Genomic DNA, 12,492 nt, shown 5'->3' with positions numbered 1-12,492 from the left:
GTTGCCGGAATATGGTTGCCGGCCTGCGTGAGGTCGTGAATCCTCAGCCCGAGATCGCGGTGACGAGCAGCGAACCATCCGGTTGGAACGTGATGGTGTAGCCGACCGAGAACGGCACGTCTTCGCTGAGCGTCGTCACGGAACCGTCGAAGAGCGAGCGGACATCGACGGTCAGATGCGCCGCGGCATCGGCACGGGGCATCAGCCAGACTCCCGTCTCCGGGCCCGGCACGATCGCGACTTCCGGGTAGGTCACCATCGACCAGACCGGCTCGCTCTCAACGCGGTTCGAGATCGGATGCCCGAACGGGCACCCGCTCGGCATCAATACATTCTGTTCTGCGCATGTGTCGAGATACTCGGCGAGCTGGTCGCGAACCTCGTCCACGAAGCGCTCGCTCGCCTGGACGTCGAGCGAGACCGCGTGAGTGTCACCCGGTCGCGTCACCGCCGCTGGCACCGGTCGCGCACGCAGCCACTGAGACTCGTGGCCGACGACGTACCGACTCGGCACGAGCACGCCGAGGGCAGTGGGTTCGGATGCCGTCAGGGCGAGCTCACCGACCGAGAACCGGTCTGCGTGCAGCGAGGTGACTTCCAGGATGGCAACGGGGCTTCGCTGGAAGCGCCAGCCGTCGAACACTCCGAACACCTTGCCGGCAGGCTCGAGCGTGAACCAGGTGCTGTGCCGTTCGCCGTCGAGGCGGTACTCGAACTCCACGCGACGCACCCCGTCGGAAAGCGTCACCTCGGCAGACTGCTCGATCTCGGTGAGCTCGCCGAGCGCTGCGGGGGACAAGAGGTCGAGCCGTGCGTCGGGCGGCGGTTCCACGCCAGGCAGGGCGAGCGCGCCGTCGACGTCGTGGCGCGCGATCGAATCGAGATAGACGCGCGCGAAGCCTCCGGCAGAGAAGAGCGTGGCGTTCAGCGCAGCGACAGTGCCGACGAAGACGAGGATCAGTGCCGCGAACGCGAACGACCACACGACGGCGGTTCGACGCATCCACTCATCCTATTTCGCGTGATCGGCAGGCTTCGCGACGAGATTAGCCTGGGGGAGTGACGAAGCCGGAACTCTCCGACGAACAGCGCGCCGTCTTCGAGACGATCGAGAAGACGCGCGAGCACGTCTTCGTCACCGGCCGGGCGGGAACCGGCAAGTCGACGTTGCTCAACCACCTCTCGTGGCACTCCGAGAAGCAGCTCGTGATCTGTGCCCCGACCGGCGTGGCCGCGTTGAACGTGGGCGGGCAGACCATCCACTCGTTGTTCCGTCTGCCGATCGGCCTCATCGGCGACCGTGATCTCGACCAGCCGGATCAGCTCCGCAAACTGCTCAACACCGTCGACACGGTTGTCATCGATGAGGTGTCGATGGTCAACGCCGACCTGCTGGATGCGATCGACCGGTCACTGCGGCAGGCGCGCCAGCGCCGCGACGTGCCGTTCGGCGGGGCGCAATTGGTGCTCTTCGGCGACCCGTACCAACTCGCGCCTGTGCCCGGCGATCGCGACGAACGTGCGTACTTCGAGCACGAGTACCGCTCGATGTGGTTCTTCGACGCGAAGGTGTGGCAGGAGGCCGAGCTCCGCATCTTCGAACTGACGACGATCCACAGGCAGCGCGACGACGAGTTCAAGCACATGCTGAACGCCGTGCGCCATGGCATGGTCACCGCCGAGATCGCCGAGCGCCTCAACACGGCGGGCGCCCGACCAGCGCCCGACCACGGGGTGATCACGCTCGCAACGACCAACGCGACTGTCAACCGCATCAACGGCGCGGCGCTCGCGCGTCTTCCTGGGAGGACCCTCACCGCCAGAGCAGAGGTGAACGGGGATTTCGGCGGCCGGGCGTATCCCGCCGACGAGGCCCTCGAGCTGAAACCGGGTGCGCAGGTCATGTTTCTGCGGAATGACCCTGATCAGCGCTGGGTGAACGGCTCGATCGGCGAGGTGACGCGCATTACCGACACCGTGCGCGTCGAGGTGGAGGGTGAGGAGCACGAGGTGCTTCCCGCCGTCTGGGAGAAGTACAAGTACAGCTACGACCCGGCGACGAAGCAATTGCATCGCGACATCGTGGGGGAGTTCCAGCAATTCCCTCTGCGTCTCGCTTGGGCGGTCACCATCCATAAGTCGCAGGGAAAGACCTATGAACGTGCGATCGTCGACCTTGGCACTCGAAGCTTCGCGCCGGGCCAGACGTATGTCGCGCTGAGCCGCATCACCTCGATCGACGGGCTCTTCCTGACCCGCCCGCTCCGGCCCAGCGACATCCGCGTCGACGAGCACGTGCGACGGTTCATGTCGACCGCTGCCGCCATCCCGGCGATCGAGGCAGGCTGAATGGGGGAGAGGAGCCCAGATGAACTCGCCGGGCCGACAGTCAGCGCGCCGATCAGAGGCGCGCGTCGGCATCTCGGGTTGGGTCTACAAGCCTTGGAGAGGGGTCTTCTATCCCAAGGGCCTGAAGCAGGCAGAGGAGCTCGCCTACGCATCGCGCCACGTCACGTCGATCGAGATCAACGGTTCGTTCTATTCGCTGCAACGCCCAGCGAGTTGGGCGAAGTGGCGCGACACCGTGCCGGACGACTTCGTGTTCGCCGTCAAGGGGCCGCGCTTCATCACTCACATCCGGCGTCTCCAGGAACTCGACGGGCCGCTCGCGAACTTCTTCGCGTCAGGAGTGCTCGGTCTCGGCACGAAGCTCGGCCCCTTCCTCTGGCAACTGCCGCCCACGCTCCCGTTCGAGGCGGGACTGCTGGATGAGTTCTTGAGCAGGCTGCCGCACACGCTGAGCGACGCGGCACGCTTGGCGACCGGGCACGACGCCTGGATGGACGGCCGCGCGTGGTTCGAGGTGGGGGCGGATGCTGGGGCAACGCCTGTGCGGCACGCGGTGGAGGTGCGGCATCCGAGCTTCGAGACCGCGATCGAGGAATGGACTGAACTGCTGCAGCGGCACAAGGCCGCCTCCGTCACGGCGGACAGCGCCGGGAAGTTTCCGGTCATCGACGCGGTCACCGCCGATTTCGGGTACGCGCGCCTGCACGGCAAAGACGAGCTGTACGTCTCGGGATACGACGCTGAGGCGATCGAGCATTGGGCGACGTGGTGCGAGACGCACCTCGCGGCGGGGCGCGATGTGTTCATCTACTTCGACAACGACACGAAGGTGCGGGCGCCTGTCGATGCGATGTCGCTCATCGCGCGACTCGACCAGCGCTGATGCGCGTAGCGACACAGGTTGGCGCCGCACGGCCGCGTGCCGGTTCAGGCGAGCGCTGGCGTCGGCTGCGACGCCTCGAGATCGGTGAAGACATCGGTGTTGAACTGGTACGCGGCGAGCGTCTCGTCGACCACCCGCTCGAACTCGGCGTCGTCCCACGGCATCCGATCGAGTTCGGCTCTGTACGCGTTCTTGAAGGCGTCGATGTCGTCGATATCGAACATGTAGAAGCGCACACCGTCATCTCCGAGATCGAAGTGTCGCTGCATGACCTTTTTGATGTGCTGCCCGCCGGAGAGGTCGCCCAAGTAGCGCGTGTAGTGGTGTGCGATGACGCCTCCGGCCCAGCCCTGAGCCGTCACTTTACGGATGCGTGCGGCGTAGCGCGTGACGCTCGCGACCGGTGAGATGCGCGTGCGCCAACCCTCGCCCATGAGGTGTGCGAGGTCGGCTTCGATCGCCGGCATGCGCCGCAGCCGGGCGTCGTTCACAGCATCGAACTCGGGGTGGCCGGCCAACTGCTCCGCAGCGGCTTCGAGCGCTTCGTACATGTAGAAGTGCTGGACGACGAGCGCCGTGTAGTCATCGCGGGTCGCATGGCCCTTGAGCAGACGAGCCATGAAGCCGGCGCCCTCGCTCGCGCCGTGGCTCTTCCAGCTTCGCTCGCGGATCGCCTGCGCAAGGCTGCGTGTCTCCGGCATTCTCGTCTCCCAAAGTTAGGTGACCCTAATCATATAGACGGGCTGCACGGCGGTCGATGGCGGGTCGGCCGCGGCAATGAGCAGCTCGCGGCTCCACCCACTCGCTCGAGCGAGGGTTTCTTGACCTTCGAGTCGGCCATCGGCGGGCCCGTGCGCGCCGGGTCGGCCGGTGACAGGATCGCCTCAAACGAGTCGTCGGCGAGGTGGCTGGGAAAAGCGGCACTCGACGGTCGACGTCTGCTGGAGCAGGAGGGCGCCATGTCGAAGCGCATCGCATTCCTCGGTCTTGGCCACATGGGTCTTCCCATGGCACAGCGGCTTCGCGATGCCGGTCACCAGCTCACGGGGTATGACCCCATGCTGGTCGCACGGGAGGCGGCGGCGCGGCGCGGCATCCAGGTGGCGGCATCCGTCCGGGAGGCGGTGAGCGGTGCTGAAGTGGTCGTGACCGTCCTGCTCACTGGGCAGCAGGTGCTCGCGGCCTACCGCGGCACGCCTGAGGAGCCCGGGCTGCTGGAGCTCGCGGAGCCCGGAACCCTGTTCGTCGAGTCATCGACGATCTCGGTGGAGGACGCGCAACTCGCTCACCGGCTGGCTGCCGCCGCCGGGCATCGCAACATCGACGCTCCAATGTCGGGTGGCGTGGTCGGTGCCGAGCACGGCACGCTCGCATTCATGGTGGGCGGCGCGGATGCCGATGTCGCCGACGCCCTGCCACTGCTCGAGGCGATGGGGCGCAGAGTGGTGCACTGCGGCGCATCCGGTCTCGGCCAAGCGGCCAAGGTGTGCAACAACATGATCCTTGGCGTGTCGATGATCGCCGTCAGCGAGGCGTTCGTGCTCGGGGAGCGGCTCGGGCTCGATGCCCAGACGCTCTTCGACGTCGTCTCGAACGCTTCGGGCCAGTGCTGGGCCGTGACGACCAACTGCCCCGTTCCGGGTCCGGTGCCCGAGAGCCCGGCGAACAGGGGATTCGCGCCCGGCTTCACCAGCAAGCTCATGGCGAAGGATCTCGCCCTCGCTGATCACGCTGTGGAGTTCGCCGATGTCGACGCGCCCCTGGCGGCGCTTGCGAGCGCGCTCTACCGGAGGTTCGCCGAGGGACCCGGCGGTGAGCTCGACTTCTCGGCGATCATCGACGAGATCCGGGCGAACAGCGGGGGAGGGGTGGCCGTGCCGAAGTGAGCGTCGCGGGCACGCGGCTCACAGGGAGGGCGTCGCGCGCACTGTTCTCGTATGCACCGATCAGTGCTGCTCGCGCAGGGGAACCCCCAGGCGCTCGCACGCGCTCTCGTACAGGGCGACGACCTCGCGACGGATATCGCGCCGTTCGGCGATGGCACCGCCCGGCCAAGGCACGTTCAGCTCGCGGTCTTGGCCGGCTGAGGTGTATCGCCACGTGCCGCCGTGCTCGTCGAGGCTCGTCATCACGGCTTCAGCGGCATCCGCGTCTCCGAAGGCTCGCGCGATGAGCAGATTGTCGTCGGTGTGGTCGTCGTTCATGTGGTGAAGCACAGCGGCGACCACGTCATCGGAGAACACAGGCATGGTGCCAACGCTACGTGCTCGCGAGCGGCGATGCCTGGAGCGTGCCCGTCGTGCACCCGGGCCCGGGACGCGTGGCTCGATCGCCCGTTCGACCATCGACAGCACTTGCACGACGGAGGCTTGCGCCTGAAGGATGAGCGCATGACCACGCGAGAACTGCACATCACCGGCGATGCGGATGCCGATCGGCTGCTGAGCGAAGATCCGCTTGCCCTGCTGATCGGGATGCTGCTCGACCAGCAGGTCACCATGGAGACGGCGTTCGCGGGGCCCGCGAAGATCCGCGACCGCATGGGCTCGCTGGATGCCGCGACGATCGCCGCGGCTGAGCCGGACGCGTTCGTGGAGCTCTTCAAGCAGAGCCCAGCAGTGCATCGCTTCCCCGGCTCGATGGCGGGCCGCGTGCAGGCGGTGTGCGCCGCTGTTCGCGACGATTGGGACGGCGATGCCGCTGCCATCTGGACTCGCGGCGAGCCCGATGGCGCGGAGGTGTACCGGCGGCTGCGAACCTTGCCCGGGTTCGGCGAGCAGAAGGCGAAGATCTTCCTCGCGCTCCTCGGCAAGCAGTACGGGCTCACCGCGGACGGGTGGCGAGAGGCATCCGCGCCGTATGGCTCGGAGGGGTCGCTCATGTCGGTCGCCGACATCGTCGACGCCGAGTCGCTCGGGCGCGTCCGCGAAGCGAAGAAGGCGGCGAAGGCAGCCGCCAAGAAGGGCTGAGCTCAGCCGGCTGAGACGCGCCGCGCGGGCGGCTCTGGAAAGGAGTGCAGTTCATGGGTCACTTCCTCTTCGTCACCTGGGATGGCGGCGGCAACGTCCCGCCGGCGCTGGGGATCGCCACGGAACTCGCGGCCCGAGGTCACGACGTGCGGTTCATGGGCCATCCGTCGCAGTCCGAGCGGTTCTCCAAGGCCGGCTTGCCGTTCACGTCGTTCCTCACCGCGAGGCCCTTTGATTCCTCAGACGTGGCGTCGACACGGCGCATCCTCGCGACGTTCGCCGACCGCGCGATGGGCAGCGATGTGGTCGCGGCGGCCAGGCACGACGACGTCATCGTGGTGGATGCTCTTCTCTTCGGCGTGATGGCCGCGCTCCAGCAAGCCGGAAGGCGCTACGTCGTGCTCGAGCACACGCTGGACGGCTGGCTGCGCCGCTCAGCGAGAGGCCCGCTTGGGTTGGCGTTGAGGTTCAGCGGCCTTCGCGCGTCGAAGCTGGTGGACGGTGGCGAACCGACGATCGTTGCTTCGTTGGCGGAATTGGATGCCGGTCACGGCGATGTGGTGCACACCGGACCGATCGTGTCGGGTGTCCCCGCCCTCGCCCAAGAGCCCACGGTGTTGGTGAGCCTCAGCACGTTCGCGTATCGCGACCTTGATCCCGTTTGGCAACACGTGCTGGATGCTCTTGCCGCTGTGCCGGCCAGAGTGATCGCGACCACCGGACCGGCCGTCGCGCCGAATCGACTGCACCCGCCAGACAATGTCGAGATTCACGAGTGGCTCGCCCACGAGAGGATCATGCCGGAGGTCTCGGTGGTCGTCTGCCACGGCGGCCATGCGACCACGGTGGCCGCTCTGGCGCACGACCTGCCGCTGCTGGTGCTGCCATTGGACACCACCACCGACCAGCCGATGATCGGACGCGCGATTCAGCGGGCCGGTGCTGGGCGCGTTCTGAACCGCCGATCGCCGATCGTCGAGATCCGGTCCGCAATAGAAGAACTGCTCGATGACGGCCCGCACCGAGCTGCCGCCGCCCGCTTGGGAGCGGAGATCCGAGAAACCGACGGGGCGCGTCGAGCCGCCGATGTTCTCGAGTCGAAGTCGGTGGGCTGACGACGGCGGTTCTCATGGGAGCTTCGGCGTCAGCGGCGAGACGCTGCGCTCAGCCCCGGGCAGCCACGCGCAGCCGTATCCCCCGATAGGCGAGGCCGACGATGAACACGGCTACCCCGGTGAGCACCCCGAGCGGCGGCAGTGTGAGCACGAGGATGCCGCACCCCGCCGCGCCTGCCAGTTGCAGCCAGCGCGGGTACCGCCGAGCCGCGCCGACCTGGCGCCAGGCGGAGATGTTCGCGATCGAGTAGTACACGAGCACACCGAACGACGAGAACGCGATCGCGCCACGAAGATCTGTCGCGAGCACGAGCACGACGACGATCGCGCCGACGACGAGTTCGGCGCGATGGGGCACGTGCCAGCGGGGGTGCACGGCGGCGAGCCAGGCGGGCAGGTCATGCTCTCTGGCCATCGCGAGCGAAGTGCGGCCGATGCCCGCGATCAGTGCAAGCAGCGCTCCAAGCGACGCCACAGCCGCGCCGACCCGCACCACGACCGATGCCCAGGGCCAGTCTGCGGCCGCGACCGCGTCCGCGAGCGGCCTGGTCGAGCTCGCTGTAGCCGCCGGGCCCAGCGCCGCCAGCACTGATATGCCGACAACGGCATAGATCACGATGACCGCGCCGAGGCTGATCGAGATCGCCCGAGGAATGGTCTTCGCCGGGTCGATAACCTCCTCGCCCATGGTGGCGATGCGCGCGTATCCGGCGAAGGCGAAGAAGAGCAGGGCAGCAGACTGAAGGATGCCGTACAGCCCGGCATCCGGAAGCGCCCACTGACCAGGAGCCCACGTGGCCGACGCGCTGTTGACGGTCGTGGTCGCGGCGACCGCGATGGCGAGGGCGACGAGTACGACGGTGACGATGATGCGTGTCGCGAGCGCCGTGCGCGTGACGCCGAACAGGTTGACGGTGACGAGCCCCGCGACCGCCAATACGGCGACCGGCTTCTGCCACTCGGGCGGCACGGCGTAGGCGGCGAAGGTGAGGGCCATCGCGGCGCAGCTCGCGATCTTGCCCACCACGAAGCCCCACCCGGCGACGAAGCCCCACCAGTCACCGAGCATCGCGCGGCCATACGCATAGGTGCCACCGGATGTCGGGAACTGGGCCGCGAGCTGCGCAGAAGACGTGGCGTTGCAGTACGCCACGAACGCCGCGATCGCCAACCCGAGCAACAGCCAATTGCCCGCTGCGGCCGCTGCCGGCGCGAACGCTGCGAACACGCCAGCGCCGATCATCGAGCCCAGTCCGATGAAGACGGCGTCGCCGAGCCGCAGTCGTCTGAGCAGCGGGGGAGGGGTCACGAGGGCGAGGGTACCGCCGCGGAGTGAACGACCGGTGCCGCCTCGGTCGCTACCGCTCTCGAGGGCGCCGCGGCCCGCGCTCCGCAGCCGGCTACCTTGTTCGTCGAGACCGCGCCTATCGTCGCCGAGACCGCGGCTTGCGTCGCCGACTGGTCGACAGCCACAGTGCGATCCACCCCAGCTCGAACGCCGCGTCGAGCAGGTAGACCACGCTGATGCGGCGACGCGCGGCGTAGATCACGTCGATCGCGCAGAGGCCTGCAGCGGTGAGGAGGCCGAGTCGCCGCGCCGGCTGCGGCGCGGAAGTCGAAACGTCAGGATGTCGGGGCCCGCCTCGCTTCGAGGATGCGGCCGCGCCTTTCGCGACGCTTGGAGTCGGCGCCAGTTGGGTCGACCCGATCGCGATGAGCAGGAGGGCCACAGTGCGCACGAGCCAGTAGTCGGTCTTGGGCCCAGTGATGGCCACGAAGCTGCGCATGTGCAGGAGCGGCCAGACCCCGGCAATCAAGTTGAACAGCCCATGGGCTCGGGATACTGCGCTGACGGTTGGCATGCCGGCACCTCCGAGCGCATTCTGCTCCCGGCGGCCTTGTCGCGCCTCAAGGGCTGCCGTACCGTGCGGGTGACGTCCCGCGTGACGGTGCCGGGGCGGGAGGTCGACGATGACAAGATTCACACGACCGGTGGTGCGAAAGAACATCGCGCCCGGCATCCATATGATTCAGCACGCCGACGTGAACGCGTTCATCGTGCAGGACGGCCACCGCGGCATGGTCATCGACGCCGGCCTGCCGGGCATGTGGCCACTCCTGAGCGCGGGCCTCGAGTATCTCGGGTTGCGCGCCGAGCGGCTCGAGGCGTTGGTGCTGACGCACGGTCATTTCGACCATGTCGGCAATGCAGAGCGACTTCGAGCGGCGGGAGTTCCCGTCTACGTGCACAAGAACGATGCGCGGCTCGTCAGGCATCCCTATACGTACCGGCACGAGAAGAGCCGTGCGCTCTTCCCCTTGACGCATCCGGGTGGTCTGCCCTCGCTCGCGCGAATGGCGGTCGCTGGAGCGCTCATGGTGAAGGGAGTCAGCGAGGCGTTCGATCTCACCCCTGAAACCGCTTCGGCGCTCCCCGGCTCTCCCGAGCTGATTCACACGCCGGGGCACACGTACGGCCACTGTGCGCTGCACTTCCCTGGGCGCGACGCCATCATCACCGGCGACGCCATCGTGACGCTCGATCCCTATACCGGTGAGCGCGGCCCCCGCATCGTCGCCGGCGCGGCCACGGCCGACTCTCCGATGGCGCTTCGCACCTTGGAGCGTATGGAGGGAACCGATGCGTCGCTGGTGCTTCCGGGCCACGGTGACCCGTTCCCTGGCGGCATCCGGGAAGCCTGCCGCCAGGCCTTCGCCGCCGGACCGTCATGATCGGCCGCTGCTCGCAGACGGATGCGGCGGGGCGCACCCTTCCGCATGCCCGGCGCCGCCGACCTCAGCGGTAGCCCTCCACCTGCGTTTCCTCGGCAGCTACTCGAACGCCATAGTGGTACGCGAGCTTGCCGCCCAGCCAGCCTGAAACCGTCAGGAGGGCAAGCGCGAGAATCACCAGCACGAACGAGGCGATGTTCAGGTCGTCGACTCCGCTGACCGCCTGGATGATGTAGGCGACCACGAACAGCGCTACAACCGTGAGGTTGAGCGCCATATGCGTGAACGCGGTCCTCTTGGCCGGCGTCCCGCTCGGAATGACCGAGAGATCCATGAGACCGAAGATCGCGGCGACCACCGCCATGATCACGCCGATGGCGATCAGCAGCTGACTGCCCTGCACCCAGACCTCGTCGTCATCGCCGAACAGGGCGAACAGCGCGAAGATCAGGCTCGAGATCCACGCACCGATCGGAATCGTGACGAGGATCGGATGGAACGGGTGCCCGTAGGGACCGGCAAGTGCGGTGCGCGGGCGCTTTGCTTGTTGCAGCGGTGTGGCGTTTGTTTCCACGACTCCTCCAATAGCCTCGCCGATGAGACCATGCGCGGAAGACCCGGGCGTCCAGTTCCGTGAATGTGCTCACAGGATAGGCCGCCCGCGATGGTTCGGCCATGGTCGGCCGTCACTCGCTCGGCTGGCGCTGATGCGGAAGCCGAAGTGGGTCGTTCCTCAAGCGCGGAATCGAATGAGCCGGCAGGCGCGCCACTCGTCCGGCCCTTCGGCGCATGCCGGGACGGGCTCAGGTCAGCGGGTCGATTCGAGCGCTTCGACTAGGGCGACCTGCTGCTTGTTGATGAGCGCGACCGCGTCTTGCTCGATCAGCTTGATGAAGCGCGATTCCGAGTTGAGGTAGTCGGTGAGCCGCGAACGGTCCGGCGGCATGACGTATGCGACGAGCCCTCGTAGCTTCACGCCTCCGACGAGCGTGAGTTCAACTTCATGCTCGGTTGAGACGGTGTGCTGGCCCACATCGTCTCCCTCCACCGAGGAATCGACGCGCGCCACAGCGACTGACTGGCAGCTCAGGAAGAACACTGCATCCGTCGAGGCGTCGACGGCGGGGATGAATTCGGACTCGCCATCGAGGAGATCAGACAGGCGTTCGGGGCCCGAATGCCGAGCAGCCGATTCGGCCAGGAAGACCAGCACGTTTCGATGGGTGCCGTCGGCGAGAACCAACTCCACTGGGGTTCTGCGCTTGGGGACTCGGAGCTCTCGCATTGCGCTGAAGAGCGTAACACTCAGCGTCATCTGGCCGGCGACACCGACGAGGCCCCGCAAGCCCCTATCGATTCCGTCGACAACGTCGCGGTCATGAACCCGGTGAGGTTGTCGATGCCCCGGCGCGCTCGCCGGAGCGTGGTGATCGTTCAGCGAGACGGGACCTTTGCCCTGGACCCGCCAGTCGGAACTTGGATCATTGGGTCGAGAGGAAAGAGGATCGGATGGCGACCAATGAAGCAAGTCCCGGACGGACGCGCGTCCTCTTCTGCTATGACGCATCTCGAAGCGCCATGGACGCGGTCGAGTCCGCCGCGCGTCTGATTCCGGGAGCGTCGGCGACGGTCGTCCACCTGTGGGACCCGCCCTTCGCGTCGCTCGAGTTGCGGGAGCGGCTGGCGGGAAGGACGAAATCCGTCGCTGGTCTCGTCGACCTCATCGAACACGAAGGCCGCGCCGAAGCGGAACGTGTCGTCGGGCAGGGGGCCACGCTGACCCGCGCAGCAGGATGGCATGCCGATCAGCTGGTTGAGCGCTCGTACAACGCGGGGTACCAGCTCGCCGGAATCGCTGAAAAGAGCGGGTTCGACTTGATGGCCATGGGGTCCCGGGGGCTTAGCGGTGCGCGCGCGGTGCTCGGCAGCACGTCCGATGTCGTGGCGCACGTCAGCCAGGTGCCGGTTCTGGTCGTTCCATTCCCCCTCACTACCTCCGAGTGGGCCGCCATGGATGCCGGCCCGATATTGATCGCGTCCGACGGTTCACCCGGCGCTGAAGCGGCAGCGGCAACTGCCGCGAGGTTGTTCACTGGCCGCGAGATGTTGCGCGTCACCGCCGAGTCCCCTACCGAGCGCGAGGCGACCAGCGGTGACGATCAGGAGAGCGTCCACATCCCGCTCCGCGGCCTCCCGGGGAGCGCGCGAGCCGTCGCCGAGGCGATCGGCGAGTACGCGACGAAGCGAGGTGCGGCGGCGATCGTGGTTGGGTCCCGTGGCCGGTCGGCCAGCCGGGAACTTCTCCTTGGCAGCGTCGCCAAGGCGGTACTCCACCACGCGCACCGACCCGTGCTTGTGGTGCCCGCGCCGCACCAGAGTTGAGTCGAGAGGGCTGGGACTCCCCGTCAGCGGCACTAGAGATCTTGCCGGTTCGAACCAGGGC

Annotated in this window: 14 protein-coding genes; 7 read left to right on the top strand and 7 right to left on the bottom strand. The window is 67.3% G+C overall.

The features are described 5' to 3' along the window. Nucleotides 1-43: 43 nt before the first annotated feature. Complete coding sequence (locus ABV606_RS05855) at nt 44-1,003, bottom strand: hypothetical protein (RefSeq protein WP_281488840.1); 960 nt, start codon at nt 1,001-1,003, stop codon at nt 44-46. A 56-nt stretch (nt 1,004-1,059) separates the two neighbouring features. Between ABV606_RS05855 and ABV606_RS05850 the strand changes: the two genes are divergently transcribed. Beyond that, nucleotides 1,060-2,349, top strand: coding sequence for an ATP-dependent DNA helicase (locus tag ABV606_RS05850; RefSeq protein WP_353988720.1), 1,290 nt, complete (start codon nt 1,060-1,062; stop codon nt 2,347-2,349). A gap of 19 nt (nt 2,350-2,368) precedes the next feature. Beyond that, nucleotides 2,369-3,232 carry a DUF72 domain-containing protein gene (locus ABV606_RS05845; protein WP_353988719.1) on the top strand — a complete coding sequence of 288 codons (864 nt, stop codon included), beginning with the start codon at nt 2,369-2,371 and terminating at the stop codon, nt 3,230-3,232. Nucleotides 3,233-3,276: 44 nt separating this feature from the next. Here the strand turns inward: ABV606_RS05845 and ABV606_RS05840 are convergent, their stop codons facing one another. Beyond that, nucleotides 3,277-3,933, bottom strand: a complete 657-nt coding sequence (locus ABV606_RS05840; protein ID WP_353988718.1) for a heme oxygenase (biliverdin-producing) — start codon at nt 3,931-3,933, stop codon at nt 3,277-3,279. A gap of 258 nt (nt 3,934-4,191) precedes the next feature. Here ABV606_RS05840 and mmsB point away from each other — a divergent pair, with 258 nt between their 5' ends. After that, nucleotides 4,192-5,118 carry a 3-hydroxyisobutyrate dehydrogenase gene (gene mmsB, locus ABV606_RS05835; RefSeq protein ID WP_353988786.1) on the top strand — a complete coding sequence of 309 codons (927 nt, stop codon included), beginning with the start codon at nt 4,192-4,194 and terminating at the stop codon, nt 5,116-5,118. A 60-nt stretch (nt 5,119-5,178) separates the two neighbouring features. On the opposite strand, the gene ABV606_RS05830 is transcribed toward mmsB, so the two are convergent. Then, the gene (locus ABV606_RS05830; protein WP_353988717.1) at nt 5,179-5,481 is read right to left on the bottom strand and encodes a DUF2470 domain-containing protein; all 303 of its coding nucleotides are present in this window, start codon (nt 5,479-5,481) and stop codon (nt 5,179-5,181) included. 141 nt (nt 5,482-5,622) lie between these two features. On the opposite strand from ABV606_RS05830, the gene ABV606_RS05825 reads away from it, so the two are divergent. Together ABV606_RS05825 and ABV606_RS05820 are read left to right on the top strand one after the other, a co-directional pair. After that, nucleotides 5,623-6,201, top strand: a complete 579-nt coding sequence (locus tag ABV606_RS05825; RefSeq protein WP_353988716.1) for an HhH-GPD-type base excision DNA repair protein — start codon at nt 5,623-5,625, stop codon at nt 6,199-6,201. A 53-nt stretch (nt 6,202-6,254) separates the two neighbouring features. Next, complete coding sequence (locus tag ABV606_RS05820; RefSeq protein WP_353988715.1) at nt 6,255-7,316, top strand: glycosyltransferase; 1,062 nt, start codon at nt 6,255-6,257, stop codon at nt 7,314-7,316. Between the two features lie 49 nt (nt 7,317-7,365). Here ABV606_RS05820 and ABV606_RS05815 read toward each other — a convergent pair whose 3' ends face one another. Together ABV606_RS05815 and ABV606_RS05810 are read right to left on the bottom strand one after the other, a co-directional pair. Continuing rightward, nucleotides 7,366-8,625 carry an APC family permease gene (locus ABV606_RS05815; protein WP_353988714.1) on the bottom strand — a complete coding sequence of 420 codons (1,260 nt, stop codon included), beginning with the start codon at nt 8,623-8,625 and terminating at the stop codon, nt 7,366-7,368. A gap of 115 nt (nt 8,626-8,740) precedes the next feature. Beyond that, the gene (locus ABV606_RS05810; protein ID WP_353988713.1) at nt 8,741-9,178 is read right to left on the bottom strand and encodes a hypothetical protein; all 438 of its coding nucleotides are present in this window, start codon (nt 9,176-9,178) and stop codon (nt 8,741-8,743) included. A 109-nt stretch (nt 9,179-9,287) separates the two neighbouring features. Here ABV606_RS05810 and ABV606_RS05805 point away from each other — a divergent pair, with 109 nt between their 5' ends. Continuing rightward, a complete protein-coding gene (locus ABV606_RS05805) occupies nt 9,288-10,049 on the top strand; it encodes an MBL fold metallo-hydrolase (protein WP_353988712.1) in 762 nt (253 codons plus the stop codon). Between the two features lie 64 nt (nt 10,050-10,113). Here ABV606_RS05805 and ABV606_RS05800 read toward each other — a convergent pair whose 3' ends face one another. After that, entirely contained in the window at nt 10,114-10,623 is a 510-nt protein-coding gene (locus ABV606_RS05800; protein WP_353988711.1) for a DUF2231 domain-containing protein, read from the bottom strand. 234 nt (nt 10,624-10,857) lie between these two features. Further along, the gene (locus ABV606_RS05795; protein WP_281488831.1) at nt 10,858-11,334 is read right to left on the bottom strand and encodes a hypothetical protein; all 477 of its coding nucleotides are present in this window, start codon (nt 11,332-11,334) and stop codon (nt 10,858-10,860) included. Between the two features lie 224 nt (nt 11,335-11,558). On the opposite strand from ABV606_RS05795, the gene ABV606_RS05790 reads away from it, so the two are divergent. Then, on the top strand, nt 11,559-12,431 hold the full coding sequence (locus tag ABV606_RS05790; protein WP_353988710.1) for a universal stress protein: 873 nt from the start codon (nt 11,559-11,561) through the stop codon (nt 12,429-12,431). The last annotated feature ends 61 nt before the right edge of the window (nt 12,432-12,492 follow it).

The sequence above is a fragment of the Ruicaihuangia caeni genome (genome assembly GCF_040536845.1).
GTDB classification, from domain to species: Bacteria; Actinomycetota; Actinomycetes; order Actinomycetales; family Microbacteriaceae; genus Ruicaihuangia; species Ruicaihuangia caeni.
The sequence above is the reverse complement of the archived record's forward strand: the minus strand, read 5'-3'. Positions and strand labels throughout refer to the sequence as shown.